Raw genomic sequence first — 24,392 nt, forward strand, 5'->3', positions numbered from 1 at the left:
TTGGCCACATGCCGCACATGGAGGCGGCGGCGCTGGTCAACGAGCAGCTCGCCGCGCATTTCGCCGCCGGCTGACCGGCTTAGAGCACTTTCCGATCCATCCGGATCGGATATCGTGCTCTACGATATTGATAAACAGAGCATCTTGGTCCGATCGGATGAGTCCATCTGATCGGACGCCGCCCTATGCCGCCGCCCCGGTCTCGATCATGCCGAGGAAGCGGCGCAGCACCGGGTTGTCGTTGTCCTGCCGCCAGGCGAGGACGTGGTCGACCGCCGGCGCGTCTTCCAGCGCGCGAAAGCAGACGCCGGCGGGGTTGAGCCTTCGCATCGAGGCCGGGACGATGCCGATGCCGAGTCCCTCGGCGGCGAGGCTGACGATGGTCATTTGCAGCTGCGTCTCGACGCGGATCGTGGGCGCGAAGCCGCCCTCGCGGCAATAGGTCTCGATCGCGCCGCGCAGCGCCGGCGCGGTTTCCGCCGGGGCGAGGATCAGCGGCTGGCCGGCGAGGTCGGCGCGGCGCACCACCGGATCGCGGGCGGGCGGTTGCGCGCTGTCCAGCGCGAGCGGATGGGCGTTGGACAGCACGATACAGAGATGCTCGCGGTAGACTTGGCGGAAGACGAGGCCGCGCACCGGCGGCGGTGGAAACATGATGCCGAGATCGAGCCGCCCGTCCGACAATTCATCGACCAACGCGTTCGGCATCACCTCGCGCAGGCGCAGGCTGGCGGCGGGAAACGCATCCATGAACCGGCGGGCGAGGCTCGGGACGATGGTTTGCGCCGCGTGCATCATGAAGCCGAGCGCGAGTTCGCCGATCTCGCCGGCGCCGGCGCGGCGGGCGTCGCGGCAGGCCCGCTCGAAGCGGGCGAGCACCTCGCGCGCATCGGCGAGGAAGCGCTGGCCGGCAGGGGTGAGGCTGACCTGGCGGGAATGCCGCTCCACCAGCCGCACGCCGAGCGCCGCCTCCAGCGCCATGATCTGCCGGCTCAGCGGCGGCTGCGAGAGGTGCAGCCGTGCGGCGGCGCGGCCGAAATGCAGCGTTTCGGCGAGGGTGACGAAGGCGCGAAGCTGGCGGAGATCCGGCATGATACCTTTTTTGCATCAATCGGGGTATCAAAAGGCATTAGACAGCATCGATCCGCCTGTCTACACGCGCGGCCATGCTGTCGATCCTCACCATCGTGACTCCGGTTTTCGCGCTGATCCTTGCCGGCTGGCTGGCGCGGCGCCTTGGCGTGCTCGGCCCGGGCGCGACCTCGGAGCTGAATCGCTTCGTGGTCTATCTCGCGCTGCCGGCGCTGCTGTTCGACATCATCGCCCATGCAAAATGGTCGCAGATCTGGCAGCCCGGCTTCATCGCCGTGTTCGCCATCGGCTGCATCGCGGTGTTCGGGCTGACCGTGCTGGTGCGGCTGCGCCGCGCGCCGCATCTCGCCGATGCGGCGATCGACGGGCTGAACGCCGGCTATGCGAATGTCGGCTTCATCGGGTTTCCGCTGGTGGTGGTCGCCATCGGGCGCGGGGCGCTGGGGCCCACACTGGTTGCGACGATCGTGACCGTGTGCGTGCTGTTCGGTGCCGCGATCGTGCTGATCGAGATCGGGTTGCAGACCGAGCGCGGGGCGGGGCGGGTGGCCCGGACCATCGCCCGGTCGCTGGCGCGCAACCCGCTGCTGGTCGCCCCGCTGCTCGGCGCGCTGGTGCCGCTGAGCGGGGTCGGGATTCCGGCGGCGATGGAGTCGTTCCTGAAGCTGCTGGGCGCGGCGGCCTCGCCCTGCGCGCTGGTCGCACTCGGCCTGTTCCTCGCCGAAACCCGCGAGGGGATGCTGGAGATCGGCCCCGCCTGCGCGCTGGTCGGCTGCAAGCTGGTGGTGCAGCCGGCGCTGACCTGGGCGCTGGCGAGCTTCGTGTTCGAGTTGCCGCTGCCGCTCGCGCATACCGCGACCTTGCTGGCGGCGCTGCCGACGGGCACCGGCCCGTTCATGCTGGCCGAGTATTACCGGCGCGAGGCGACGATGACCTCCAGCGTGATCCTCGCCTCGACCGTGCTCTCGCTGCTCAGCATCTCGGCATATCTCTACGTGACCGGCCCCGTGTAAGGCACCATGCGCGCCGAGGGGGCGGCTCAGCCGAAGCGGTCGCAGAACGCCGCGATATTCTCGTCGCGGAACGCCTCGATGCGGGCGAACAGCACCTCGTCCGGCCAGTTCCACCAGGCGATGGCGCGCAGCCGGGCGGCGATGTCGCGCGGGAAACGCTCGCGGATCGGCCGCGCCGGCACGCCGCCGACGACGACATAGGGCTCGACGTCGCGGCTGACCACAGCACCGGCGGCGATCACCGCGCCATCGCCGACATTCACCCCCGGCAGCACGATGGCGCCATGGCCGATCCAGACATCGTGGCCGATCGTCACGCGCGCGCCGCGCCGGGCGGCGAAGAAATCCGCATCCCGCCGTTGCCCCGGCTCGTAATATTCGGGGACATAGGTGAAGCGGTGCTGGCTCGGCCGGCCCATCGGGTGGTTCGGCGCGCCGATCCGCACCGCGTTGGCGATGGCGGCGAAGCGGCCGATCGTCGCGTCCGCCACCTCGCAATATTCGCCGAGATAGGAATAGTCGCCGATCGTCGCATATTCGATGCGCGCGCCGTGCAGCACCTCGCAGCGCCGCCCCACCGTCGCCTCGCGCAGGCGCGCCCCGGGGTCGATCACGGTTTCGGCGAGTTTCGGGCGCGATGGGTCCATGACGATGAGGCTTTCCGCGATGACGTGCATCACGATGCGCCGGAAAGACGCCGCCGCGCAAACCCCGCGGCGTGTCAGGCCGATGAATTTCGCGGCCTGCGCGGCGGCGGCGGCGGCGACAGGCGCGGGATTTTGCGGCATTGACGGGGCATGACAATCGAACGCAAGCCCGGCAAGGCGCTGTGGAGCCAGATCGCCGAGGCGCTGGCCGGCGAGATCGCGGCCGGCACCTATCGGGACGATCCGCGCCTGCCCACCGAAACCCTGCTCGCCGCGCGCTTCGGGGTGAACCGCCACACCATCCGCCGCGCCCTGCTGGAACTGGCCAATGCCGGGCTGATCCGCACCGAGCACGGCCGCGGCTCCTTCGCCGCCGATGCGGTGCTGGACTACCGGATCGGCCAGCGGCCGCGCTTTTCCGAATGGGTGCGCGGCCATCGCCGCACGCCGCTCGGGCGTATCCTGCGGCTTGAGGATGTCGAGCTTGCGGCGCTGGAGGGCGAGGCCGCCGCCGTGGCCGCGGCGCTGGAGATCGAGGCCGGGGCGCGCGTGATCGTATTCGAGCGCGTCGGCACCGCCGATGCGCTGGCGGTTTCGCTCTCGCGCCACATCTTCCCGGCGGACCGCGTCGCCGGGCTGCTGGCGGCGCTGCGGGCGCATGGGTCGGTCACCGCTTCGCTCGCCTCCATCGGCGTCGCCGACTATACGCGGACATGGACGCGGGTGAGCGCCCGCCTGCCCGATGCGCGCGAGGCCGGGCTGCTGCGGATGGCGCGGACCGCGCCGCTGCTGGCCACCGAATCGCTCAATATCGCAGCGGGGCGGCCGGTGGAATACGGGATCGCGCGCTATCCGGCCGCGCGCGTGCAACTCGTGTTCGACAGCTGAGCGACCGGCGTCAGGCGCCGCGGGACGCGCAGCGGCGCAGGATCGCGGCGAGGCGGGCGCCGGCGGCTTCGGGCGTGGTTTCGTTGACGATGGTTTCATCGGCGCCGGATGCGGCGGCGGCGCGGGCGAGGCGGGCGGCGATGGCGGCGGGCGCCTCGCGGCCGCGCCCGGCGAGGCGGGCCGCCAGCACCGGAGCCGATGCGGTGATCTCGACGACATGGCAACGGAAGCGCCGCCGCGCCTCGGCCACCACGGCGCGGGAGACGTTCGCCACCACCACGCCGCCTTCGCCGAGGGCCGGCACGATCGTGGCGGGAATGCCGTAGCTCAGCCCGTGCGCCTGCCATCTGAGCGCGAAGGCGTGCGCGGCGAATTCGGCCGGTGTGGCCGGCAGGTGATCCTCGGTGGCGTCCGCCGGGCGGGTGATGATCCGACGGGGGAACAGGAAGCCGGGGCTGCCGGCCAGGGCGTCGCGCGCGGCGCGCATCACCGTGTCCTTGCCGGCGCCAGAGGGGCCGACGATCAGCACGAGGCAGCCGGGCATCGCGGTCATCCGCCGAAGGGCAGGCGGCGGAGCAGGCGCATCGGCGCGCCCGGCGCGGCCTCGGTGAACACCGCGATCGAGGCGACGCGCCGCGGGACGGCGAGGCTGCCGGCGAAATGCGCGCCCGCCACCGCGGCGAGCGCGGCGGCGTGCGGCCGTTCGCTCAGCGTCATGTGGAAGCGGAACGCGCCGAACACCAGCGGGTAGCCCCAGCGGGCGATGTTCTCGCGCTCTTCCGCGCTGCGCCCGGCGGCGCGGCGGGCCTGCGCCTCGGCACTCTCGGGGCGGCGGTGATGGTCGAGCGCCGCGACGCAGCGATCGGCGAGGTCGTGCAGTGGCGGGCAGGGGGCGGCGAGGGTGAGGGCGAGAAACCCGTCGAGATCGGCGATGGCGAGCGGCGGCAGGTCGAAGCTGCGCAGCGATGCCGCGAGGGACGCGGCATCGGCGAGGAAGGCATCGAGCCCGGCGGCGAGCGCCATTGGCGGTTTCAGCGTCGCGTGGAAGCCGTAGCGCCGGGGCGCGCCGGTGACGGCGGCGAGGCGCGGCACCGCGGGCTGATCGAGCGCGGTCTCCCGCTCCGGGTCGCGGCCGAGCCAGGCGCAGCCGAGCGCCCAGAGCGGATCGTCCGCCGCCGGGGCGTAGTAGATCGCGGCGCGGTGCGGTTCAGCCAACGCGCACCCCGCCGCGCCAGACCGCGCGCACCACCGGCAGGCCCTCATGCAGCCGCACCTGCACGAGATCGGCCCTGAGGCCGGGGGCGATGCGGCCGCGATCGGCCAGACCCGCGATCGCCGCGGGGCCGGAGGTGATCAGGCCGATCGCCGCCGGCAGCGCGATCGCGCCCTCGGCGGCGGCGATGAAGGCGGCTTCCAGCATCGCGCCCGGCACATAGTCCGAGGCGAGCGCGTCGAGCAGGTTCTCGCGCACCAGGTCGATCACCGCGACATTGCCCGAATGCGACCCGCCGCGCACGAGGTTCGGCGCCCCGGCGATGCTGCGCATGCCCCGCGCCCGCGCCGCCCGTGCCGCTTGCAGCGAGACCGGGAATTCGGTGATGCCGATGCCTTCGGCCGCGTTGCGGGCGATTTCCGTCTCGGTCGCGTCGTCATGCGAGGCGAGGGGAATGAAGCGGGCCCGCGCCGCGGCGATCACCAGCGCGCGGTTGGCGGCGTGGAAGGCGTGGTGGTTGCCCTGCAACTCGGCGATCACGGTTTCGACCTCGGCCGGCGCCAGCCCCTCGGCGCGGCGCATCTCGCGGTAGCGGACGAGATCGCCATACTGGCCGCTGAGCCCGGGCGTGTGGTCCATCAGCGAGACCAGGCGGACATGGGTGTCCTCGATCGCGCGGGCGAGCATCTCGGGCATTTCCTCGGCCGGCAGCTCGCAGCGCAGGTGCAGGAAATGCTCGGCGCGCAGCGCGCCCTGCCGGCGCAGCGCCGCGATGTCGATCACCGCGTCCTCGAAGGTCTGGTTGCGCGCCTTGCCGAAGCCGATATCGCCGAGGCAGAGCGCGTCGAACACGGTGGTGATGCCGGCGGCGATGCATTGCGCGTCGTGCGCGACGAGGGCGGAGCGGGAGGGCCAGCGGGCATTGGCGCGCGGCTGGGTCTGGCGTTCGAGATTGTCGGTGTGCAGGTCGATGATGCCGGGGATCAGGTAATCGCCCTCCAGATCGAGGCCATCGCCGCCCGGGCCGATCTCGCCGATGTCGCCGATCAGGCCGCCGGCGAAGACGACGCCGCCCGGGCGGATCTCGTTGTCGAGGACGAGGCGGGCATTGCCGAGGCGGGTCATGCTTGTTCCTTCAGCGGTTCGAGGCGCAGCTCGGCATCGGCGATCGCGTCGCGCACGAGCGGGTCATGGAATATCCCGAGCAGCGCCGCGCCGCGAGACCTGGCCGCGCGCAGCAGCGCGATCACGCGGTCACGATTGGCGGCATCGAGCGAGGCGGTCGGCTCGTCGAGCAGCAGGATCGGCCAGTCGCCGGCGAAGCCGCGGGCGAGATTGACCCGCTGCTGCTCGCCGCCGGAGAAGGTGACCGGCGGCAGGGTGTGCAGGGCCTTTGGAATGCCGAGGGCATCGAGCATCGCCTCGGCCCGCGCCCGCGCCGCCGCCTCGTCCATTCCGCGTTCGAGCAGGGGGGCGGCGACGATGTCGCGCGCGGGAACCCGGGGCATGGCGCGGAGGAACTGCGAGACATGGCCGATCGTCTCGCGGCGGATCTCGATCACCCGTTCGGCGGCGGCGCCGGCCAGCTCGACCATGGCGCCGCGATGGCGCACCCGGATCGAGCCGGCATCGGCCCGGTAATTGCCGTAGAGGGCGCGCAGCAGCGTCGATTTTCCCGCGCCGGAGGGGCCGGTGAGGGCGACGCATTCGCCGGCGCGCAGGGTGAGCCCGGCATCGCGCAGCACGCCGAGGCGGACGCCGCGCTGGAGGTGCAGCACGAAGCTCTTGGCGATGCCGCTGGCCTCGAGCGCGATCATGCCGGCAGCACCGAGGCGACGAGGAGCTGGGTGTATTCGTGCTGCGGATCGTCCAGCACCTGGTCGGCGAGGCCGGTTTCGACGATGCGGCCCTGGCGCATCACCACGATGCGGTCGGCCAGCAGCCGGGCGACGCCGATATCGTGGGTGACGAGCAGCACGGCGACGCCGAGCCGGCGCACCAGCCCGCGCACGAGATCGAGAATGCGGGCCTGCACCGAGACGTCGAGCCCGCCGGTCGGCTCGTCCATGAACACCAGCTCGGGTTCGGTGACGAGGGTGGCGGCGATCTGCAGGCGCTGGAGCATGCCGCCGGAGAAGCCGCGCGGCAGTTCGTCGATCCGGGCGGGATCGATCTCGACGGTTTCGAGCCAGCGCGCGGCGGCGGCGCGGATGGCGCCGTAGTTGCGCGCCCCGGCGACCATCAGCCGCTCGCCGATATTCCCGCCTGCCGAGACGTTCATGCGCAGGGCAAGGCGCGGCTCCTGCGCCACGAAGCCCCAGCGGCGGCGTTGCAGGTCGAGCAGCGCGGCCTCGCCGCCGGCGGCGATCGGCGCGAGGCCGGCGCCGCTGTCGTACATGACGCGGCCCGCATCCGGCGCGAGCCGCCCGCTCATGACGTTGAGCAGGGTGGACTTGCCCGAGCCGCTCTCGCCGACGATGGCGACGATCTCGCGCCGGCCGATCGCGAGGGAGACATCCTCCAGCGCCGCCACCGCGCCGAAGCGCCTTGTGACGCGCTCCGCCGCCATCAGCGTCATGCGCCGGTCTCCTCGCGGCGGGAGTCGCAGCTGTCGGTATCCGAGCAGATGAAGCGGCGCCGGCCGGTGTCATCGGCGATCAGCTCGTCGAGATAGGTGTCCGCCGCGCCGCAGAGAGCGCAGGCAGCATCGGCGCGATGCGGGTCGAACGGATGGTCCTCGAAATCGAGCGGGCGGACTTCGGTGTAGGGCGGCAGGGCGTAGAGCCGCTTCTCGCGCCCGGCGCCGAAGAGTTGCAGGGCGGGGTTCATGTGCAGTTTCGGATTGTCGTAGGCGGGGATCGGCGAGGGCGACATCAGGTAGCGGCCATTGACCATCACCGGATAGTCGTAGGCCAGCGCAACCCGGCCGTGCCGCGCGATATCCTCGTAGAGCCGCACATGCATGGCGCCGTAATCGGCCAGCGCGTGCATCCGCGCCGCGTCGGCGCGCGAGGGGGTGAGGCGGTAGAGCGGCTCGGGGATCGGCACCTGATAGACGATGATCTGCCCGGCGCGCAGCGCGGTTTCGGGAATCCGGTGGCGGGTCTGGATCACCGAGGCCTCCGGCGTGCGCGTGGTCGTGCGGATGGAGCTGGTGCGGGCGAAGAAGCGGCGGATCGAGACGGCGTTGGTGGTGTCGTCCGCCCCCTGGTCGATCACCTTCAGCACGTCGTCGGGGCCGAGGATCGCGGCGGTGACCTGGATGCCGCCGGTGCCCCAGCCATAGGGCAGCGGCATCTCGCGGCTGGCGAAGGGGATCTGGTGGCCCGGAATCGCCACCGCCTTGAGGATGGCGCGGCGGATCATCCGCTTGGTGTGTTCGTCGAGATAGGCGAAGTTATAAAGTTGCATCGTCGTCTCCCGCGGCGGCGCGCAGGGCGCGGATGGTTTCCAGCTCGCTCTGGAAATCGACGTGGTGCGGCAGCTTGAGATGCTCGACGAAGCCGGTCGCCTCGATATTGTCGCAATGCGACAGCACGAATTCGACCTGCTGCGCCGGGGCGGTGACGTCCTCGCCCAGCTCGCCGGCGCGCATCGCCCGGTCGACCAGCGCCATCGCGATCGCCTTGCGGTCGGCATGGCCGAAACAGAGCCCGTAGCCGCGGGTGAACTGCGCCGGCACGTTGCGGCTGCCGGCGAACTGGTTGACCATTTCGCATTCGGTGAGCGTGATCTCGCCGATCTCGATCGCGAAGCCGAGTTCGGGCGGGACGAGGCTGACCGCGACTTCGCCCACCCGCAGCTCGCCGACGAAGGGTGGTTGTTGCCGTAGCCGCGCTGGGTGGAATAGCCGAGCGCGAGCAGGAAGCCTTCGTCGCCGCGCGCCAGCGCCTGGAGCCGCAAGGGGCGCGGGGCGGGAAAGCCGAGTGGCGCGGTGGTCAGATCGGCCGCCGCCGGCGCGGGATCGCCATCCGGCTCGATCAGCGCATCGGCGCCGAGCATCGCCATGACCCGTGGCAGGGCGGCGGGCGAGGGCGGTTCGGCTGGCGCGGGTTCGCCTGGCGGGGGTTCGGGTGGCGCGGGTTCGGGTGCTGCGGGGCCGGTGGCATCGGGGTCGAGCAGGCGGTGGGTGTAGTCCATTGTCGGGCCGAGCCGCTGGCCGCCGGGGAGATCCTTGAAGACCGCCGAAATCCGCCGCTTCGCCCGCATCGCCCCGGTATCGACCGGCTCGGAATCGACGAGGCGCGGCAGTGTCGCGCGGTAGGCCCGCAGCAGGAACGCGGCCTCGATCAGGTCGCCCTGGGCCTGGCGGATCGCCCGCGCGGCGAGCGCTCGGTCGTAGAGCGCGCCCTCCGCCATCACCCGGTCGACCGCGCGGCCGAGCTGTTCAGAAATTTGCGCCGGGGTGATTTCCGGCAGCGCCGGATCGCCGCGCCGCTCTTCCGCCATCCAGCGATGGGCGGCGTCGATCGCCTGTTCGCCGCCCTTGACCGCGACATACATCTCAGGCGGGCTCGATGGCGAGGCTGCGCGGCAGGGCGAGCAGCCGGCGCCCGGCGCAGAGCAGCACATCGACGCCGCGCGGCACCTGCCGGCGCTGTTCGGCCCAGTCGGCGAGGAAGGATGCGGGCAGCGGCAGGGTCGTCTCGCGCGGGGCGGCGAGTCCCGGGCCGCTGAGGCGGCAGCGCCGCCCGGAGACGAGATCCGGCAGGTCGAGAATGAGAGTCGCTCCGTGTTCCGGCGCGGTTTCGCTGCCCTGGCGGAGGCTGGAGAGCGGCGGCGCGCTGCCGGCGAGGCAGAATTCGGCCGTCTCCGGCGTGGTGAAGGGGGCGCCGGTGTGAAAGCCGAGCCAGTGCAGTGCGGGCGCCGGCAGGTCGGCGGCGAGCGGCGTGGTTGCGTCGGCCAGTGTCAGCAGCACCGCCGCCGCCGCGCTCGACAGGCCGGCGGGCGGGGCGAGGCCATCGGCCAGGGTGACGGCGCGGCCGGGATCGCCGAACGCGGTGAGCAGGGCGCGGAAACAGGCCTGGGCGTCGAGCGGCGAGGCGAAGCCGGGGGTGAGGGAGGTCATCGGGGCCTCATCGCATCGTCGCGAGGGTGAAGAAGCGGACTTCGGTACCGGCGGCCCTGGCTTCGTCCGCCGCGCGGCGCGTCGCCTCGGCCGCGGCGAGCGGCGCGAGCACCGCCGCGTGCAGCGATGCGTGGCGCGCCGCATTTTGCAGCGCGGCGTCGAGCCGGGCGATCAGCTCGGCCAGCGCGCCGTCGCGCCCGGCGACGTAGCCGTGGCCGACGAACCCGTCCTCATCGCGGATCGAGCAGCGGGCGATCGTCATTTCGCCGAGATTGAAGGCGGCGCCACCGCCGCCGGCGCGGCCGCGCACCATCGACATGCCGATTTCCGGGCCACGCAGCCGGATGAAGCCGGGCAGGGCGGGAGCTTCGGCGAGCAGCGGCTCGATCGCGCCGCGCGGGGCGCGGGCGAGGAGGCCGAGCCAGGCGGGGCGAGCTGGCGAGGGCGCGTTCATGATATAGATGTCTATACGAATTTGAGGCTTTGGAAAAGGCGCGCCGGGGGATGTCCGGCGCGCCCCGATGGGTCAGGCGGTTTGCGGGTGGGCGACCGCGTCGAGATCGTCGTTGTTGATCTCTTCGAGGGAGACGCCGGCGGTTTCCGGCACCAGCAGCCGGGTGAGCACCGCGCCGAGGAGGGCGACGATCGCGAGCAGGGCGATCACGCCGACTTCGCCGAGGCGGGTGAACAGCAGCGGGAACAGGAAGGCGCTGATCGACGCGCCGGTGCGCCCGCCGATGACGGTGATCGCCTGGCCGAAGGTGCGCACCCTGGTGGGGCTGAGTTCGACGCCGAGAATGCCGGCGCCGCTCACCGTTGCCGGACCGTTGATCGCGACCGTGTAGAGCCCGTAGACGATCAGGCCGAGCAGTGGCAGCGAGGCGAGGTTCTGCTTGAGCACGGCGAAGAGCACCAGCATCGCCGCGGCGCCGACGAAGCCCCAGACCTGCAAGGGCTTGCGGCCCACCCGGTCGAGCACGCGGAAGGCGTAGAACAGCGCGCTCGGGATGCCGAAGGCCGCCTGCATCACCAGGCTGAACTCGATCGGTCCCATGCCGAGACTCTTGGCGATCAGCGAGGGGCCGAACAGGATGCCGGAATAGATCACGATGTCGAACACCAGCCAGAGCAGGGCGGCGGAGAGGATTACCCGCGCATGGGCGGCGAAGACCTGGCCGAAGGGGCGGCTGTCGGCCGCGGGGCGCGGACGGTCTGCCCGCTGATCTGGCGGATGACATCGACCGCAGCCCCGGGGTCGGCGGCGAGGCGGGCGAGGTAGCGGGCGGTTTCGGGCATCGCGCGGCGGAGATAGAGCACCGAGAAGGCGGGGATTGCGCCGGCGGCGAGAACGAGGCGCCATTGCAGGTCGTGCGAGACGCCGAGCCCGGCGAGCAGCAGGTTGAGCAGGCCGGCGACGAAGGCGCCGAGCGGCCACATCACCGCGAAGCCGACGCCGATGGAGCGGCCGCGATCGGCGCGGTTGGCGTGTTCGGCCATGATGGTGGGCGAGAGAACGTAGTCGGCGCCGATGCCGATGCCGAGCACGAAGCGGATGGCGATCAGCCAGGTGAGGTCGGGGGCGAAGGCCTGGGCCACGGCCATGACGCCCATCAGCAGCACGTCGAGCCCGTAGAAGCGTTTGCGGCCGTTCTGGCCGAGCAGGCCGAAGATCAGCGCACCGACCGCGGCCCCCACCAGGGCGGAGGCGGCGAGCATGGCGGCTTCGAGGCCGCCCATTTTCGCGATGCCGAAGGAGCCGAGCACCAGCGGCAGGACGATGCCGATCGAGGAGAGGTCGTACCCGTCGCAGAAGACCCCGAGGCCCGTTGTCACGATCGCTCGCCAGTGGAACGACTTGAAGCGCTCCTCGTCGAGCGAGGAAAAACTGGTCGCCATGGTCATGTTCTCCCGTTGAAGTTCGGGACTCGTCTAGACGAAGTGCATGACAGCTTTGTGGACCTCGCGGGAAGGATTGATGAAAAGGCGCGTCGGGCCCGGCCCTTCGGGGTGTGCCGTCATGTGCGCGCGGCGTTGTTGCCCGGTGTCCGGGGGTTGCTTTCCGCGAACCGGGCATCGAGCGCGTTCACGAGTTCGTCCCTGTCGCCGATGAATGCATAGCCGATGCCGTTGAAGCATTTGATGTCGTTCCTGTAGACGCCGAGCCGCTTCAGCTTGGCGCGGATCCGGGACAGCAGGTTGTCGGCCGACCTGTCGCGTGACGTGCTGTTGTGGTTTGGGGCCCGGCCTCTGACCAGGAGCGAGAGATCCTCACGCGTGACGATTTCGCCGGGATTCTCGATGAGGGTTGTCAATGCCATAAATTCATGGGGTGTAAAGTAATTGCTCCATGCCTTTTCCTGAATTCCAGAATTATTTTGAATAATATCCGGCATTGAAAGCTGAGTCTTGCGCGGCGTTTTACTGGAATTTCTGAAAAATTTCTCGGTTCTTATCTGAAATATTTCCCTTGAATTGACCGAACTCCAATAGTCATCAGCGCCGAGTCTGAGGACTGAAATTTCAAGCGTACTATCGTGATGATTCGAAATGACAATCACAGGTGTGCTGTTAATTTTCTTGATTTCAACAATACGTGAAAGTAAATCTATATCTATATATTCCATGTATAATATATACATATCCACGGTTTGCTTCATAAATTCGCCATTTTCAAAAAATGAATTTGAATATATTTTAAAAATTATGTTCAATCCGGAAAGGTTATTTTTAATAGATTCAATATCAATATTTTCAGAATATATGAATATGAATAATCGCTCTTCGGAACCGACAGGCTGTTTACTCATTGAATATTGTAAAGGCATCTTATTGTCCCATTATCAGAACGAAATAATCTATTTCATTTCATATCATTATTTATTTGTAACGCCATCGTGAATCAATATATATTTCTCTTATGAGATACAATATATTGTTTTTAACTATATTTAAATAAAATAATTCAAAAACAACTTCAAATAAATATTTTAAACATTAGCCTGGCGCCGTTGTTTTTGATTTCACAGATGGCGTTTGTTCAGTTGGACAAAATGAGTCGTCAAACAACATATTGTATTCAAACGTGAAGATCGGCCCACATGAAGCCTTGTCGGTTTCATTTGGGCGCGTCGGCGGAGGTAGCAGCCGCGGCCGCGCTGGGCAGGGGCGGATGGCGGCGAGGCGGGGCTGCATTCCTCCCGCCTTCATGACGCGCGCCAAGCGGCCGGGGGATGTGGTGGATTTCCCCCACGCCGATGGCGGCCCGGCGGTGCGGGCCGCGATGCCGCCGGAGGTTACCGGGGTTGGTGGTTGGCGTTAGAGCGTCATCCGATCAGATAGAGTCATCTGATCGGATAAAGATGCTCTGAATATCATTATCATAGAGCACTACATCCGATCCGGATGGATCGGAAAGTGCTCTATCTCGCCACGGCGTAGGCCGGGTTGGGAACCGGACGGCTGGAGGCAAAGGGGGCTGCGAGACCGGTGGGCGTGGCGTGCGGCGCGGGGCCTGCCGTGCGGAAGTCGGCGACACGGCCGGCGAGGCGGCCGATTTCCTCGCGCAGGGAATGGGTGGCGGCGGAGGTTTGCTCGACCATCGCGGCGTTCTGCTGCACCGCCTGGTTCATCTGGCTGGTGGCGGTGTTGATTTCGGCGAGGCTGCCGGACTGCTCGGCGGCGGCGCTGGCCATTTCGCCGACCAGGCCGTGCAGGTCGGTGACATGGCTCAGGATGGTATCGAGCGCGGTGCCGGTTTCGCCGACGAGGTGGACACCGGCGTTGACCTGTTCGGAGGAGCGGGCGATGAGCTGCTTGATCGATTTCGCCGCATCCGCCGAACGGTGGGCAAGCGCGCGGACCTCGGTGGCGACGACGGCGAAGCCGCGCCCGGCCTCGCCGGCGCGCGCGGCCTCGACCCCGGCGTTCAGCGCCAGCAGGTTGGTCTGGAACGCCACTTCGTCGATCAGGCCGATGATCTGGTCGATCTCGCGCGAGGAGGCCTCGATCCGGTTCATCGCCGCCACCGCCTCGCCGACGACGGCGTGGGATTTGCGGGCGGCTTCGCTGGTGGCATCGACCGCCCTGGCGGCGCGGGCGGCGGTGTCCGCGGTGCGGCGGATGCCGGTGGTCACACTGTCGAGCACGGCGGCGGTTTCCTCGAGCGTCGACGCCTGCTGCTCGGTGCGGCGGGCGAGATCGTCGGCGGCGGTGGCGATTTCGCTGACGCCGAGATTGATCTCGTCGGTGCTCTGGCGCACGCCGGCGATGCTTTCCGACAGGCGGATGGTGGCAGTGTTGACATCGACGCGCAGCTTGTCGAGCGAGGGGATCAGCTCGCGATCGACCGAGGCGGTGAGATCGCCCTGGGCGATGCGCGCGAGGGCCGCGCCGACGCGGCCGACATCCGCCATTTTCGCGGTGAGATCGACGGCGACCTTGACCACTTTCACCACCCTGCCGGCGGCGTCGAGCACGGGGTTGTAGGTGGCCTGGAACCAGACGGGACGGCCGCCCTTGCCGATGCGCTCGAAATCGCCGGTGACGAATTCACCCTGGCGCAGCCGGTCCCAGAACGTGGCGTAGGCCGGGGTCGCGGCATAGGCCGGGGTGGCGAACATCGCGTGTTTGCGGCCGATCACTTCGTCCCGCGCATAGCCCATCACGCGGAGGAAATTCTCGTTGGCGTCGAGAATCGTGCCATCGGGCGCGAAGGCGATGACCGACTGCGCGCGGCCGATGGCGGCGAGCAGGCTTTCATTCGCGGCGGCAGCCTGCTTCTCGGCGGTGACATCGAGCGCGAGCTTGACGATTTGCGTGACGGTGCCCCTGCGGTCGTGCACGGGGACATAGGAGGCGCGGAGCCAGACATCGGTGCCGCCCTTGCCAGTGCGGCGGAATTCGCCGCTGCGGAAGCGGCCGGCGCGCAGGTCTTGCCAGAATTCGCAATAGTCGGCGCTGTCACGCTCGGCCGGGGCGACGAGCAGGCGGTGATGGCTGCCGGAGAGCTCGGCGAGGCTGTAGCCGGTGAGATCGAGGAAGCGTTCGTTGGCATCGAGGATCGTGCCGTCGGGAGTAAAGCTGATGAAGCAGAATGCATCTAAAATTGAATTTACTCAGCAGTCGGTAATATAGGCGACAGTTGGTGCTTTGAAGAATGATTGCACGAGACGTGGTTTGCGCTTGATGGCGGCGAGTTGGGCTTCGATTTTGTCCTGAAGCTTTTCGCCTTGGCGTAGCGGAGTCCGGGCGACGCCCGTCCGCTTCATGTGGCTCCAGACCAGTTCATCTGGGTTCAGGTCAGGGGCGTAGCCTGGCAGAAAATGCAACGTCAGCATTCCATTGGTCGACGCCACGTAGGCTTTCACCAGCGCTGTTTTGTGGGCAGGCAGCCCGTCGAGGACCAGGTGCACCGGCCTCGTGCGGTGCCGCATCATCCGGCGTAGCAGCGCTACGAACAACTCAGCATTCAGGCCGCCTTCATAAGTGCAATACCAGAACCCGCCGCGGGCTGTCACCGCCGAGGCGGCGCTGATCGATTGCCGTTGGCCCGGACGCTCGACGATCGGCGTCTGTCCCTTCACGCCCCAGGTCTTGCCATGCACGGCGTCGGCCCGAAAGCCGGACTCGTCCCAGAAAAAGACCTCGCCGCCACAGGACTTGGCCTGCCTGGCGATTTCAGGAAACCGCTCACGTCGCCATGCCTCGATCGCCTCCGGATCGCGCTGATAGGCACGCTGCAACGGCTTTTGCGGCGTCAGGCCCAGTTTCGACAGCAGTTCGCCCACAGCCGTCACACCGAGTTTGATACCAAACTTGCGCTCGATCAGTTCGGCCACAACGTGCCGGGTCCACAGCCCGAAATCCAGGCCGTATTGGCGCGGATCGCGGCCATTGATCCAACGCAACACCTGCTGCTCCTGGCGCGGCGTCAGACGCCGCGGCCGGCCGGTTGCCGGCCGTGACCGCAAGGCTTTCACCCCGACCCCAGGCTTCGATGCCGCGCTGAGCCATTTATAGATTGTTGTGCGGCTGAACCCGTATGAGGCAATCACCAAAGAGGCCGCTTCGCCCTCGCGCACCCGCTCTACAGCCATCAGCCGGATGGTTTCCAGGGTGCGATGATCAAATCTGCGACCGTCCCGTTTCATGCCAGAATTATATCATCCCCGCAAACATACGACTAGCAAAATGTCGTCTTAATTACCGACTGGTGAGTAATATATTGTTTTTTTCGACAATGCGATGGAGACCGAAATGCACCTGCGTTCATCCTGCCTGAAGGTTATGGCTTGAAAAGCAGGCATTTTTTTACGTGAGGTTTCTGAAGGATTGTTTAACAGCGAAGATTTGTTTCACTCTGTAATACTAATAAGATATGTCTAAAAAATATTCCTTATTTTCCCGGGCGGGTCGTATCTGCTGGGTGCGCCGCGCGGGGATCGGCACCGCGGACTGGATTTGCGGCCGACGCCTCCCATATCGTGGCGGAACGGGACAGCGCCTGGACAGGAGACATTCGATGCCTCAAGCCCATCCGCAACATGCGAAATCCGCGAAGCGGTCCGAACTGGTCATGGTGATGCTCATGGGATGCACCAGCGTGATCGGTCTGCTGCTGTTCGCCTTGTTCCGGCTGCATCGCGGCTGATTATCAATATCATTGAGCACTACATCCGATCCGGATGGATCGGGTGGCGCTTCAGGCGCCGAAGGTGATGCCCTTGAGCTGGTAGAGCTGCCGAAGCAGGCGGAGGATCAGGTCGACCTCGGACGAGGGATCGTGCCGGCGGGTGCTCATGATGATCGGCGAGACGGCGGCCGGGGCATCCAGCGGGCGATAGGCGACGTTGTCGCGCCGCAGATGCTGGACGCAGGCGGGGACGATGCACACGCCGCTTTCCGCCGCGACGAGGCCGAGCGCCGTCTGCAGTTCGCGGACCTCGTGCAGGGCGGCGGGGCGCAGCGCGGCATCGCGGAACAGGGCGAGAACCTGGTCGGCATAGCTCGGCCGCGGCGCCTTGGGGTAGACGATCAGCGGCTCGGCCTGCAACTGCGCGAGGGTGAGCGCGGTTGACCCGCGGCCGAGCGGGCCGGAGCGCGGCACCGCGACGATGAGATTTTCGTTGCGCAGCAGCCGGCGTTCGAGGGCGGGGTCTTCGAACGGGATGCGGCCGAAGCCGACATCGATCCGGCCTTCGCGCAGCGCCTCCATCTGTTCGAGCGAGGTAAGTTCCTGCAGCGTCAGCACCACGCCGGGCCGCGCCTCGCGAAAGCGGCGGATGACCTCGGGCAGGTAGCCATAGAGCGTCGAGGCGACGAAGCCGACGCGCAGGTGGCGCCGCTCGGTCTCGGCGAGGCGCTGCGCCATGGTGCGGATGCCGTCGATCCGTTCGAGCACGTCCACCGCCTGGTCGAACACCAGCCTGCCGGCCTCGGTGAGGCGGATCGGCCGGCTGCCACGCTCGATCAGCGCGATGCCGAGCTCGTCCTCGAGCTGCTGGATCTGCCGGCTCAGCGGCGGTTGGGCGATGTTCAGCCGCGCGGCGGCGCGGGTGAAGTTCCGCTCGCGCGCGACTTCGACGAAATAGCGCAGCTGCCGCATCTCCATCGATACCTCCAGGGTATTGAAGCGACCAATTCAGTCTTGGACGCGCTAGTTATGGCGGGTTTACGCCTTTGCTCAAGAGAAAACCGACCCGCCGGGTATTGCCCAGATCGATCCGGGCGCCGGCTGCAGCGAGGGACTGGAAATGCACGACAGAGTGATGCGCGCGATCGAGACGGCGCTCGATGACCGGCCGGCGGACGGGGTGTTCAGGGTCAGCCGCGACATCTTCACCGATCCCGAGATCTTCGAGCTGGAGATGAAGCACATCTTCGAGGGCAACTGGATCTATCTTGCCCATGAAAGCCAGATCCCGCAGCCGAACGACTATCTGACGCTGCATATGGGCCGCACGCCGGTGGTGATCGCGCGGGACCGCAAGGGCGAGCTGCGCGCCTTCATCAATGCGTGCAGCCATCGCGGCGCCATGCTCTGCCGGCACAAGCGGGCCAGCAAGGCGACCTTCACCTGCCCGTTCCATGGCTGGACCTTCAGCAATACCGGCCGCCTGCTCAAGGTGAAGGACCCCGAGAACGCCGGCTATCCCGAAGGGTTCAACACCGAGGGCTCGCACGATCTCACCCCGGTCGCGCGGTTCGAGTCGTATCGCGGCTTCCTGTTCGGCAGCCTGAACCCGGACGTGCAGCCGCTGGCCGTGCATCTCGGCGACGCGGCGCGGATGATCGACCTGATCGTCGACCAGTCGCCGCAGGGGCTGGAGGTGCTGCGCGGCAGCTCGACCTATGTCTATGACGGCAACTGGAAGCTCCAGACCGAGAACGGCGCGGATGGCTATCATGTCAGCGCCGTGCACTGGAATTACGCCGCCACCACCAGCCGGCGGAAGACCGAGGCGCGGGTGGACAATGTGCGCGCCATGAGCGCGGGCGGCTGGGCGCGGCAGGGCGGCGGGTTCTACTCGTTCGAGAACGGCCATCTGCTGCTGTGGTCGCAATGGGAAAACCCCGAGGACCGGCCGAACTGGGACCGGCGCGAGGAACTCGCCGCGACAATGGGTGCTGCGCGGGCCGACTGGATGGTGCAGCGCTCGCGCAATCTCTGCCTGTATCCGAATGTTTACCTGATGGACCAGTTCGGCTCGCAGATCCGCCAGTTCCGCCCGCTCTCGGTCGATCGCACCGAGGTGACGATCTACTGCATCGCCCCGGTGGGCGAGGCGCCGGAGGCGCGGGCGCGGCGCATTCGTCAATATGAGGATTTCTTCAACGCGAGCGGGATGGCGACACCCGACGACCTTGAGGAATTCCGCTCGTGCCAGATGGCCTATCAGGGCCGGGCCGCGCGCTGGAACGACATGTCCCGCGGGGCGGCGCACTGGGTCGAGGGGCCGGACGAGGCGGCGCGCGCGATCGGCATCGCGCCGCGGCTCAGCGGCCGGCGCACCGAGGATGAGGGGCTGTTCGTGATCCAGCACGCGTTCTGGCGGGACGCCATGCGCCGCGCGCTCGGGCGCGAGGCCGCAACCGGAGACGCGTCATGAGCGCCGCTCTCGACAGCGCCGCCGCGCTGCATCGGCGGATCGCCGATTTCCTGCATCACGAGGCGCGCTGCCTCGATGACCGGGAGTGGGACGCCTGGCTCGCCTGCTATGCGCCGGATGCCGAATTCTGGATGCCCGCCTGGGACGATGACGACCGGCTCACCGAGGACCCGCAGACCGAGATCTCGCTGATCTGGTACGGCGATCGCGGCGGGCTGGAGGACCGGGTGTTCCGCATCCGCACCGACCGATCGAGCGCGACCAGCCTGCCCGAGCCGCGCACCTCGCACAATATCAGCAATATCGAGATCGTCGCGCGCGAGGGCGACGCCGTCGAGATCCGGTTCAACTGGCTGACACTGAGTTATCGCTACCGGACGACCGACCTTTATTTCGGCACCTCGTTCTACACGCTCGATCTCGCCGGGACGGCGCCGCTGATCCGGCGCAAGCGGGTCGTGCTCAAGAACGACTGCATTCATCAGGTCGTCGACATCTATCACATCTGAGCCGGAGGCCAGGCCATGACCGCGAGAATCGCGCTGAATTTCGAGGACGGCGTCACCCGGTTCATCGAGTGCCGGGAGGAGGAGACCGTCGCCGATGCCGCCTATCGCGCCGGGATCAACATTCCGCTCGACTGCCGCGACGGGGCCTGCGGCACCTGCAAGTGCCGCGTGCAGTCCGGCGCGTTCGACGCCGGATCGTATATCGAGGAGGCGCTCGATGCGGACGAGGCGGCGGCGGGTTTCGCGCTCGCCTGCCAGATGCGGCCGCGCTCGGATCTTGCGATCGACATTCTCGCCACCAGCGCGGCCTGCCGCACGGCGCCGCAGACGATCGAGGCGACGCTTTCCGCCGTCGAGATGCTGTCGCCGAGTGCGATCGGCTTCAGCGTCGAGACTGCGGCACCGCTCGGCTTCCTGCCGGGACAATATGTCAATGTCGGGATTCCCGGCACCGCGGAAACCCGCGCCTATTCCTTTGCCTCGGCGCCGGGGCGCACGCGGGCGACGTTTCTCGTCCGCAACATCGAGGAGGGGCGGATGAGCTTGTTCCTGCGCGGAGCAACACCGGGGGTGCTTCTGTCGCTCACCGGGCCGTCCGGCAGTTTCTACCTCCGCGATGTGTCCCGGCCACTGCTGTTCCTCGCCGGCGGCACCGGCCTGGCGCCGTTTCTCGCCATGCTGGAGCAGCTCGCCGGCGAGGGATGCGCGCAGCCGGTCCGCCTCGTCTATGGGGTGACCCGCGACGAGGATCTGGTCGGCTGCGACCGGCTCGATGCGCTTGCCGCCCGCCTGCCGGGCTTTTGCTACCGCACCGTGGTCGCCGCCGAGGCAAGCGCGCATCCGCGGCGCGGCTATGTCACCGGACATATCGAGCCCGACTGGCTCAATGGCGGCGATGTCGATGTCTATCTCTGCGGGCCGCCGCCGATGGTCGATGCCGTGCGCGGCTGGCTCGGCGATGCCAGGGTGGCACCCGCCGCCTTCCATTACGAGAAATTCGCGCCAGCAATCGCGCCGCGGGTGGCGGCCTGAGATGGACGGCTTGGTGCATCCGGGCCGCTTTGCCGGCAAGGTCGCGGTGGTGACCGGGGCGGCGCAGGGGATTGGCCGCGCGGTGGCGCTGCGGCTGGCCGCCGAGGGGGCGGCGCTCGCGCTGATCGATCGCGCGGCGTTGGTCGATCAGGTGCGCGACGAGGTGGAGGGCGGCGCCGGGGCCATCGCGCTGCATGAGGATCTCGAAACCTGGGAAGGGGCCGAGGCGGCGATGGCCGGCGCGCTCGCGCGATTCGGGCGGATCGACGTGCTGGTCAACAATGTCGGCGGCACGATCTGGGCGATGCCCTATGAGCGCTACGACGCGCCGCGCATCGAGGCGGAAATCCGCCGCTCGCTGTTTCCCACGCTCTGGTGCTGCCGCGCGGCGCTGCCGGCGATGCTCGCCGCACGGCAGGGGGCGATCGTCAACGTGTCGTCGGTGGCGACGCGGGGCATCAACCGGGTGCCTTATGCCGCGGCGAAGGGCGGGGTGAACGCCATCACCACGTCGCTCGCCTTCGAATGCGCCGAGCGCGGGGTGCGGGTCAACGCGGTCGCGCCGGGCGGGACCGAGGCGCCGCCGCGCCTCGTGCCGCGCAACCCGGCCGAGCCCGCGCCCTCCAGCGCCGAGAGCCGCTTCTGGTGGGAGCAGGTGGTCGAGCAGACCCGCGCGACGAGCCTGATGCACCGCTACGGCACGGCCGACGAGCAGGCCGCGGCGATCCTGTTCCTCGCCTCCGACGAGGCGTCCTACATCACCGGCGTCACGCTTCCCGTCGCCGGTGGCGATCCAGGCTGAACCGAAGGCGGCCGGCAGGTGCCGGGACCGTCGCAACGCCGGAGCGATCCGGCACAGGAGGAAACGATGACCACTTCCCTTATGCAAACCCCCCATGTGACCGAGTTGCTGGCCCGCGCTTCCGGCCTTGACCAGCCGGGCGGCGATGCGCGGCTGAAGCGCATCGTCGGGCGGATCGTCGCCGACATCTGCCGCACGGTCGAAGAGTTCGACGTGAGCCCCAGCGAGTTCTGGACCGCGGTGGGGTATCTCACCCGGCTCGGCCAGGCGAACGAGGGCGGGCTGCTGGTGGCCGGCCTCGGCATCGAGCATTTTCTCGACCTCGTGCTGGACGCGCGCGAGCAGGCGGCGGGGCTTGCCGGCGGGACGCCGCGCACGATCGAGGGGCCGCTCTGGGTTCCCGGCGCGCCGCTCTGCAAGGGCGAGGCGCGGCTCGACCAGGACCCGGAAGCCGGCGAGGCGCTGTTCATGGAAGGCCAGGTGAGGGATATCGAGGGGCGGCCGGTTGCCGGCGCCATCGTTGATGTCTGGCACGCCAACACCAAGGGCGGCTACTCGCATTTCGACCCCTCGCAGAGCCGCTACAACCTGCGCCGGCGGATCGAGACCGACGCCGAGGGCCGCTATCGCTTCCGCTCGATCCTGCCGGCCGGCTATGGCTGCCCGCCGGAGGGGCCGACGCAACAGCTGCTCGACCGGATGGGCCGCCACGGTCGGCGGCCGGCGCATATCCATTTCTTCGTCACCGCGCCGGGCTTCCGCAAGCTGACCACGCAGATCAACATCGAGGGCGACGAATACCTGCATGATGATTTTGCCTTCGCCACCCGCGACGGGCTGATCCCGCCGGTGATCCGCCACGACGATCCGGCCGAGATCAACGCGCGCGGCCTCAACGAGCCGTTCGCGACCATCGCCTTCGACTTCGTGCTGAACCGCGAGGCGGCGGATCTGCCCGGCGTCGAGGTTGTCCGCGCCCACGCCGAAGCGGCCTGACTCACAAGGGCGCCGCACGCTCGCGGCGGCGCCCGCCCCCTTTGCGGAGTTTCCATGCCCGATTCACTTCCCTTCGACCTCGCCGCGCGCGATGTGGCGATCCGCGCCATCGGCGCCACGATCGTCGACGTTCCGACCCGTCGCCGGCACAAGCTGGCGCAGACCGCGGTTTCGGCGCAGAGCTACGTGATCGTCCGCGTGCGGCTGGAGAATGGCGCGGAGGGGATCGGCGAGGCCGCGACCCTTGGCGGGCCGCGCTGGAGCGAGGAGAGCGTGGAGGCGATGAAGGCGAATATCGACGCCTATCTCGCCCCCGCGCTGCTCGGCCATCCGGCCGACCGGATCGCGCAGGCGCGGAGCCGGCTCGACGCGGCGGCGAAGCGCAACAACGCCGCCAAGGCGGCCATCGAAGCCGCGCTGTTCGATGCGCTGGGACAGACGCTTGGCGTTCCCGTCGCGGTGCTGCTCGGCGGCATCGTGCGCGACCGTTTCCCGGTATTGTGGACGCTCGCCTCCGGCGATGCGGGCCAGGAGATCGAGGAGGCGGAGCAGAAGCTCGAAGCCCGCGAGCATCGGGTTTTCAAGGTGAAGCTGGGCGCGCAGGCGCCGGAGGCGGATCTCGCGCGGATGCAGCGGATTGCCGCGGCGCTTGGCGAGCGGGCCGAGCTGATCGCCGACATCAACCAGGCCTGGGACGAGACGACGGCGCGGCGCTGGCTGCCGGCGCTGCACGCGCTCGGCCTGCGTCTTGCCGAACAGCCGCTGCCGGCCTGGAACATTGCCGGCATGGCGCGGCTGCGCGGGCAGGCGGGCATGCCGCCGCTGCTGGCCGATGAGAGCGTGTTCGACCCGCACGACATGCTGGCGGTGGCGCAGGCGGGCGCGGCGGATGCGGTCTCGCTCAAGCTGGTCAAGCATGGCGGGCTGCTCGGCCTGCATCGCGTCGCCTCCGTGGCCGGGGCGGCGGGGATCGGGCTGTATGGTGGCTGCCTGCTCGAAAGCTCGGTGGGGGCGGCGGCGCATCTGCACGCTTTCGCAGCACTTCCGGCGCTGGAATGGGGCTGCGAGCATTTCGGACCCCGCATCCTGACCACCGATCTTGCCGAAACCCCGTTGGTTTACGAGGATTTCAACGTTCTGCTGCCGCCCGGACCCGGCCTCGGCGTCCGGCTCGACGAGGCGGCGTTCGCCCGCTTTGCCCGCACCTGATCAGGAGACAGACCAATGCTCTATCATGTCCGCATGGACGTCCACCCGCCGCGCGACCTGCCGCAGGCGGAGTTCGACCGCCTGAAGGCCGCCGAGAAGGCGCGCGCGATCGAGCTTCAGCGCGATGGCGTGTGGCGGCATCTCTGGCGCATCGCCGGGGCGTACGCCAATTTTTCGGTCTTCGACGTGCCGGATCACGACACGCTGCACGACATTCTCAGCACCCTGCCGCTGTTTCCGTTCATGACGATCGAGGTGACGCCGCTGGCGCGGCATCCTTCGGCGATCGGCTGATTGCGGCGCCGCGTCAGTCGCCCTTGCTGGCGCGGCGCGCCCTGCTGGCGGGGGATGCGAGCTCGGGATAGCGTTCGGCCAGGATGCGGGCGAAATCGGCTTGCAGCCAGCCCGCCAGCGCGTCCAGCATTTCGAGGAATTGCCGGCGTTTGGCGGCGGGAAGCACCGAGAGGACCAGCGCTTCGATGTCGGCGGTCAGCGGGTCGGCGCGCTCGCGCAGGGCGCGCGCCTTCGCCGTTGCGGTGAGCTGGAACTGGCGCGCATCCCGCGCGTCGTTCTTCCGCCGGACATAGCCTGCCTTGATCAGGCGGGTGACGATCCGCGAGGTGGCGCTGCGCTCGATTTTCGTTTGCGTCGCGAGCGCGGTGAAGGTCACGCCGGGCTGGTCGTCGATCAGGCGCAGCACGCGGAGGTCGTGGACATGCAGGCCGAAGCGCTGCTTGAACATCCGGTCCGCCAGGCCGACGGCGTCTTCGGAGATCGACGCGAGTTGGTAGGTCAAACTCTGGCGCGCCACGTTTT

At 68.3% G+C, this 24,392-nt stretch carries 27 protein-coding genes and 1 pseudogene; 10 read left to right on the plus strand and 18 right to left on the minus strand.

Annotated elements, in window-relative coordinates:
• Positions 1-183 precede the first annotated feature (183 nt).
• Positions 184-1,092, minus strand: a complete 909-nt coding sequence (locus ACIDOCELLA78_RS000000109850) for a LysR family transcriptional regulator (protein ID WP_201729428.1) — start codon at positions 1,090-1,092, stop codon at positions 184-186.
• Between the two features lie 74 nt (positions 1,093-1,166).
• Here ACIDOCELLA78_RS000000109850 and ACIDOCELLA78_RS000000109855 point away from each other — a divergent pair, with 74 nt between their 5' ends.
• Entirely contained in the window at positions 1,167-2,105 is a 939-nt protein-coding gene (locus tag ACIDOCELLA78_RS000000109855) for an AEC family transporter (RefSeq protein ID WP_201729429.1), read from the plus strand.
• Between the two features lie 26 nt (positions 2,106-2,131).
• Here the strand turns inward: ACIDOCELLA78_RS000000109855 and ACIDOCELLA78_RS000000109860 are convergent, their stop codons facing one another.
• Positions 2,132-2,893: a DapH/DapD/GlmU-related protein gene (locus tag ACIDOCELLA78_RS000000109860; RefSeq protein ID WP_283770858.1), complete on the minus strand. Its 762-nt coding sequence runs from the start codon at positions 2,891-2,893 to the stop codon at positions 2,132-2,134.
• 9 nt (positions 2,894-2,902) lie between these two features.
• Between ACIDOCELLA78_RS000000109860 and phnF the strand changes: the two genes are divergently transcribed.
• Positions 2,903-3,640, plus strand: coding sequence for a phosphonate metabolism transcriptional regulator PhnF (gene phnF, locus ACIDOCELLA78_RS000000109865; protein ID WP_201729430.1), 738 nt, complete (start codon positions 2,903-2,905; stop codon positions 3,638-3,640).
• A gap of 10 nt (positions 3,641-3,650) precedes the next feature.
• On the opposite strand, the gene phnN is transcribed toward phnF, so the two are convergent.
• From phnN to ACIDOCELLA78_RS000000109935, 14 genes and pseudogenes are all read right to left on the minus strand, one after another.
• Positions 3,651-4,193: a phosphonate metabolism protein/1,5-bisphosphokinase (PRPP-forming) PhnN gene (gene phnN, locus ACIDOCELLA78_RS000000109870; RefSeq protein ID WP_307850940.1), complete on the minus strand. Its 543-nt coding sequence runs from the start codon at positions 4,191-4,193 to the stop codon at positions 3,651-3,653.
• Complete coding sequence (locus ACIDOCELLA78_RS000000109875) at positions 4,190-4,855, minus strand: DUF1045 domain-containing protein (protein ID WP_201729431.1); 666 nt, start codon at positions 4,853-4,855, stop codon at positions 4,190-4,192. The genes phnN and ACIDOCELLA78_RS000000109875 overlap by 4 nt, the downstream gene beginning before the upstream one ends.
• The gene (locus ACIDOCELLA78_RS000000109880) at positions 4,848-5,978 is read right to left on the minus strand and encodes an alpha-D-ribose 1-methylphosphonate 5-triphosphate diphosphatase (RefSeq protein WP_201729432.1); all 1,131 of its coding nucleotides are present in this window, start codon (positions 5,976-5,978) and stop codon (positions 4,848-4,850) included. The genes ACIDOCELLA78_RS000000109875 and ACIDOCELLA78_RS000000109880 overlap by 8 nt, the downstream gene beginning before the upstream one ends.
• Entirely contained in the window at positions 5,975-6,670 is a 696-nt protein-coding gene (gene phnL / locus ACIDOCELLA78_RS000000109885) for a phosphonate C-P lyase system protein PhnL (RefSeq protein WP_201729433.1), read from the minus strand. Before phnL ends, ACIDOCELLA78_RS000000109880 begins: the two co-directional genes overlap by 4 nt.
• Positions 6,667-7,431 (minus strand): ATP-binding cassette domain-containing protein, encoded by a 765-nt coding sequence (locus ACIDOCELLA78_RS000000109890; protein ID WP_201729434.1) that lies wholly within the window; start codon positions 7,429-7,431, stop codon positions 6,667-6,669. Before ACIDOCELLA78_RS000000109890 ends, phnL begins: the two co-directional genes overlap by 4 nt.
• Positions 7,428-8,264 (minus strand): alpha-D-ribose 1-methylphosphonate 5-phosphate C-P-lyase PhnJ, encoded by an 837-nt coding sequence (locus ACIDOCELLA78_RS000000109895; protein ID WP_201729435.1) that lies wholly within the window; start codon positions 8,262-8,264, stop codon positions 7,428-7,430. The genes ACIDOCELLA78_RS000000109890 and ACIDOCELLA78_RS000000109895 overlap by 4 nt, the downstream gene beginning before the upstream one ends.
• A pseudogene (locus ACIDOCELLA78_RS000000109900) lies at positions 8,251-9,356 on the minus strand (carbon-phosphorus lyase complex subunit PhnI). The gene ACIDOCELLA78_RS000000109895 and the pseudogene ACIDOCELLA78_RS000000109900 overlap by 14 nt, the downstream one beginning before the upstream one ends.
• A 1-nt stretch (position 9,357) precedes the next feature.
• On the minus strand, positions 9,358-9,921 hold the full coding sequence (phnH, locus tag ACIDOCELLA78_RS000000109905) for a phosphonate C-P lyase system protein PhnH (RefSeq protein ID WP_201729436.1): 564 nt from the start codon (positions 9,919-9,921) through the stop codon (positions 9,358-9,360).
• Between the two features lie 7 nt (positions 9,922-9,928).
• Complete coding sequence (phnG, locus tag ACIDOCELLA78_RS000000109910; protein WP_201729437.1) at positions 9,929-10,375, minus strand: phosphonate C-P lyase system protein PhnG; 447 nt, start codon at positions 10,373-10,375, stop codon at positions 9,929-9,931.
• Between the two features lie 72 nt (positions 10,376-10,447).
• Positions 10,448-11,041 carry an MFS transporter gene (locus ACIDOCELLA78_RS000000109915; RefSeq protein WP_283770859.1) on the minus strand — a complete coding sequence of 198 codons (594 nt, stop codon included), beginning with the start codon at positions 11,039-11,041 and terminating at the stop codon, positions 10,448-10,450.
• Between the two features lie 26 nt (positions 11,042-11,067).
• Positions 11,068-11,823: an MFS transporter gene (locus ACIDOCELLA78_RS000000109920; RefSeq protein ID WP_283770860.1), complete on the minus strand. Its 756-nt coding sequence runs from the start codon at positions 11,821-11,823 to the stop codon at positions 11,068-11,070.
• Between the two features lie 113 nt (positions 11,824-11,936).
• Positions 11,937-12,578, minus strand: coding sequence for a winged helix-turn-helix domain-containing protein (locus tag ACIDOCELLA78_RS000000109925; protein ID WP_201729438.1), 642 nt, complete (start codon positions 12,576-12,578; stop codon positions 11,937-11,939).
• A gap of 762 nt (positions 12,579-13,340) precedes the next feature.
• Complete coding sequence (locus ACIDOCELLA78_RS000000109930) at positions 13,341-15,026, minus strand: methyl-accepting chemotaxis protein (protein ID WP_249676443.1); 1,686 nt, start codon at positions 15,024-15,026, stop codon at positions 13,341-13,343.
• Between the two features lie 9 nt (positions 15,027-15,035).
• A complete protein-coding gene (locus ACIDOCELLA78_RS000000109935) occupies positions 15,036-16,070 on the minus strand; it encodes an IS630 family transposase (protein WP_201727480.1) in 1,035 nt (344 codons plus the stop codon).
• A 371-nt stretch (positions 16,071-16,441) separates the two neighbouring features.
• Here ACIDOCELLA78_RS000000109935 and ACIDOCELLA78_RS000000109940 point away from each other — a divergent pair, with 371 nt between their 5' ends.
• A complete protein-coding gene (locus tag ACIDOCELLA78_RS000000109940; RefSeq protein ID WP_283770861.1) occupies positions 16,442-16,570 on the plus strand; it encodes a hypothetical protein in 129 nt (42 codons plus the stop codon).
• 51 nt (positions 16,571-16,621) lie between these two features.
• On the opposite strand, the gene ACIDOCELLA78_RS000000109945 is transcribed toward ACIDOCELLA78_RS000000109940, so the two are convergent.
• Positions 16,622-17,530: a LysR family transcriptional regulator gene (locus ACIDOCELLA78_RS000000109945; RefSeq protein WP_201729439.1), complete on the minus strand. Its 909-nt coding sequence runs from the start codon at positions 17,528-17,530 to the stop codon at positions 16,622-16,624.
• 142 nt (positions 17,531-17,672) lie between these two features.
• Between ACIDOCELLA78_RS000000109945 and benA the strand changes: the two genes are divergently transcribed.
• The 7 genes from benA to catC all read left to right on the plus strand — a co-directional run bounded on the left by benA (position 17,673) and on the right by catC (position 23,870).
• Positions 17,673-19,028, plus strand: a complete 1,356-nt coding sequence (gene benA, locus ACIDOCELLA78_RS000000109950; RefSeq protein ID WP_201729440.1) for a benzoate 1,2-dioxygenase large subunit — start codon at positions 17,673-17,675, stop codon at positions 19,026-19,028.
• Positions 19,025-19,537, plus strand: a complete 513-nt coding sequence (gene benB, locus ACIDOCELLA78_RS000000109955; RefSeq protein ID WP_201729441.1) for a benzoate 1,2-dioxygenase small subunit — start codon at positions 19,025-19,027, stop codon at positions 19,535-19,537. Before benA ends, benB begins: the two co-directional genes overlap by 4 nt.
• 15 nt (positions 19,538-19,552) lie before the next feature.
• Entirely contained in the window at positions 19,553-20,569 is a 1,017-nt protein-coding gene (gene benC / locus ACIDOCELLA78_RS000000109960; RefSeq protein ID WP_201729442.1) for a benzoate 1,2-dioxygenase electron transfer component BenC, read from the plus strand.
• Position 20,570: 1 nt separating this feature from the next.
• On the plus strand, positions 20,571-21,371 hold the full coding sequence (locus ACIDOCELLA78_RS000000109965) for a 1,6-dihydroxycyclohexa-2,4-diene-1-carboxylate dehydrogenase (protein ID WP_201729443.1): 801 nt from the start codon (positions 20,571-20,573) through the stop codon (positions 21,369-21,371).
• 66 nt (positions 21,372-21,437) lie between these two features.
• Positions 21,438-22,367 carry a catechol 1,2-dioxygenase gene (gene catA / locus ACIDOCELLA78_RS000000109970; protein ID WP_249676434.1) on the plus strand — a complete coding sequence of 310 codons (930 nt, stop codon included), beginning with the start codon at positions 21,438-21,440 and terminating at the stop codon, positions 22,365-22,367.
• Between the two features lie 54 nt (positions 22,368-22,421).
• Complete coding sequence (locus ACIDOCELLA78_RS000000109975) at positions 22,422-23,576, plus strand: muconate/chloromuconate family cycloisomerase (protein WP_201729444.1); 1,155 nt, start codon at positions 22,422-22,424, stop codon at positions 23,574-23,576.
• Positions 23,577-23,591: 15 nt separating this feature from the next.
• The gene (gene catC / locus ACIDOCELLA78_RS000000109980; protein WP_174503360.1) at positions 23,592-23,870 is read left to right on the plus strand and encodes a muconolactone Delta-isomerase; all 279 of its coding nucleotides are present in this window, start codon (positions 23,592-23,594) and stop codon (positions 23,868-23,870) included.
• A gap of 13 nt (positions 23,871-23,883) precedes the next feature.
• On the opposite strand, the gene ACIDOCELLA78_RS000000109985 is transcribed toward catC, so the two are convergent.
• Positions 23,884-24,387 carry a MarR family winged helix-turn-helix transcriptional regulator gene (locus ACIDOCELLA78_RS000000109985; protein WP_201729445.1) on the minus strand — a complete coding sequence of 168 codons (504 nt, stop codon included), beginning with the start codon at positions 24,385-24,387 and terminating at the stop codon, positions 23,884-23,886.
• Positions 24,388-24,392 lie beyond the last annotated feature (5 nt).

The organism is Acidocella sp. C78 (genome assembly GCF_907164655.1).

Excerpts from the sequence above, each read along its gene's own strand:
- phnH (WP_201729436.1), bottom strand. The coding sequence starts at position 9,921 with ATGACCTCCCTCACCCCCGGCTTCGCCTCGCCGCTCGACGCCCAGGCC.
- phnG (WP_201729437.1), bottom strand. The coding sequence starts at position 10,375 with ATGAACGCGCCCTCGCCAGCTCGCCCCGCCTGGCTCGGCCTCCTCGCC.
- catC (WP_174503360.1), top strand. The coding sequence starts at position 23,592 with ATGCTCTATCATGTCCGCATGGACGTCCACCCGCCGCGCGACCTGCCG.
- phnF (WP_201729430.1), top strand. The coding sequence starts at position 2,903 with ATGACAATCGAACGCAAGCCCGGCAAGGCGCTGTGGAGCCAGATCGCC.
- ACIDOCELLA78_RS000000109935 (WP_201727480.1), bottom strand. The coding sequence starts at position 16,070 with ATGAAACGGGACGGTCGCAGATTTGATCATCGCACCCTGGAAACCATC.
- phnN (WP_307850940.1), bottom strand. The coding sequence starts at position 4,193 with ATGACCGCGATGCCCGGCTGCCTCGTGCTGATCGTCGGCCCCTCTGGC.
- ACIDOCELLA78_RS000000109920 (WP_283770860.1), bottom strand. The coding sequence starts at position 11,823 with ATGACCATGGCGACCAGTTTTTCCTCGCTCGACGAGGAGCGCTTCAAG.
- phnL (WP_201729433.1), bottom strand. The coding sequence starts at position 6,670 with ATGATCGCGCTCGAGGCCAGCGGCATCGCCAAGAGCTTCGTGCTGCAC.
- ACIDOCELLA78_RS000000109940 (WP_283770861.1), top strand. The coding sequence starts at position 16,442 with ATGCCTCAAGCCCATCCGCAACATGCGAAATCCGCGAAGCGGTCCGAA.
- benC (WP_201729442.1), top strand. The coding sequence starts at position 19,553 with ATGACCGCGAGAATCGCGCTGAATTTCGAGGACGGCGTCACCCGGTTC.
- ACIDOCELLA78_RS000000109880 (WP_201729432.1), bottom strand. The coding sequence starts at position 5,978 with ATGACCCGCCTCGGCAATGCCCGCCTCGTCCTCGACAACGAGATCCGC.
- benA (WP_201729440.1), top strand. The coding sequence starts at position 17,673 with ATGCACGACAGAGTGATGCGCGCGATCGAGACGGCGCTCGATGACCGG.
- ACIDOCELLA78_RS000000109975 (WP_201729444.1), top strand. The coding sequence starts at position 22,422 with ATGCCCGATTCACTTCCCTTCGACCTCGCCGCGCGCGATGTGGCGATC.
- ACIDOCELLA78_RS000000109850 (WP_201729428.1), bottom strand. The coding sequence starts at position 1,092 with ATGCCGGATCTCCGCCAGCTTCGCGCCTTCGTCACCCTCGCCGAAACG.
- ACIDOCELLA78_RS000000109925 (WP_201729438.1), bottom strand. The coding sequence starts at position 12,578 with ATGAAGCAAACCGTGGATATGTATATATTATACATGGAATATATAGAT.
- ACIDOCELLA78_RS000000109895 (WP_201729435.1), bottom strand. The coding sequence starts at position 8,264 with ATGCAACTTTATAACTTCGCCTATCTCGACGAACACACCAAGCGGATG.
- ACIDOCELLA78_RS000000109860 (WP_283770858.1), bottom strand. The coding sequence starts at position 2,893 with ATGCCGCAAAATCCCGCGCCTGTCGCCGCCGCCGCCGCCGCGCAGGCC.
- ACIDOCELLA78_RS000000109890 (WP_201729434.1), bottom strand. The coding sequence starts at position 7,431 with ATGACGCTGATGGCGGCGGAGCGCGTCACAAGGCGCTTCGGCGCGGTG.
- ACIDOCELLA78_RS000000109855 (WP_201729429.1), top strand. The coding sequence starts at position 1,167 with ATGCTGTCGATCCTCACCATCGTGACTCCGGTTTTCGCGCTGATCCTT.
- ACIDOCELLA78_RS000000109945 (WP_201729439.1), bottom strand. The coding sequence starts at position 17,530 with ATGGAGATGCGGCAGCTGCGCTATTTCGTCGAAGTCGCGCGCGAGCGG.
- ACIDOCELLA78_RS000000109965 (WP_201729443.1), top strand. The coding sequence starts at position 20,571 with ATGGACGGCTTGGTGCATCCGGGCCGCTTTGCCGGCAAGGTCGCGGTG.
- benB (WP_201729441.1), top strand. The coding sequence starts at position 19,025 with ATGAGCGCCGCTCTCGACAGCGCCGCCGCGCTGCATCGGCGGATCGCC.
- catA (WP_249676434.1), top strand. The coding sequence starts at position 21,438 with ATGACCACTTCCCTTATGCAAACCCCCCATGTGACCGAGTTGCTGGCC.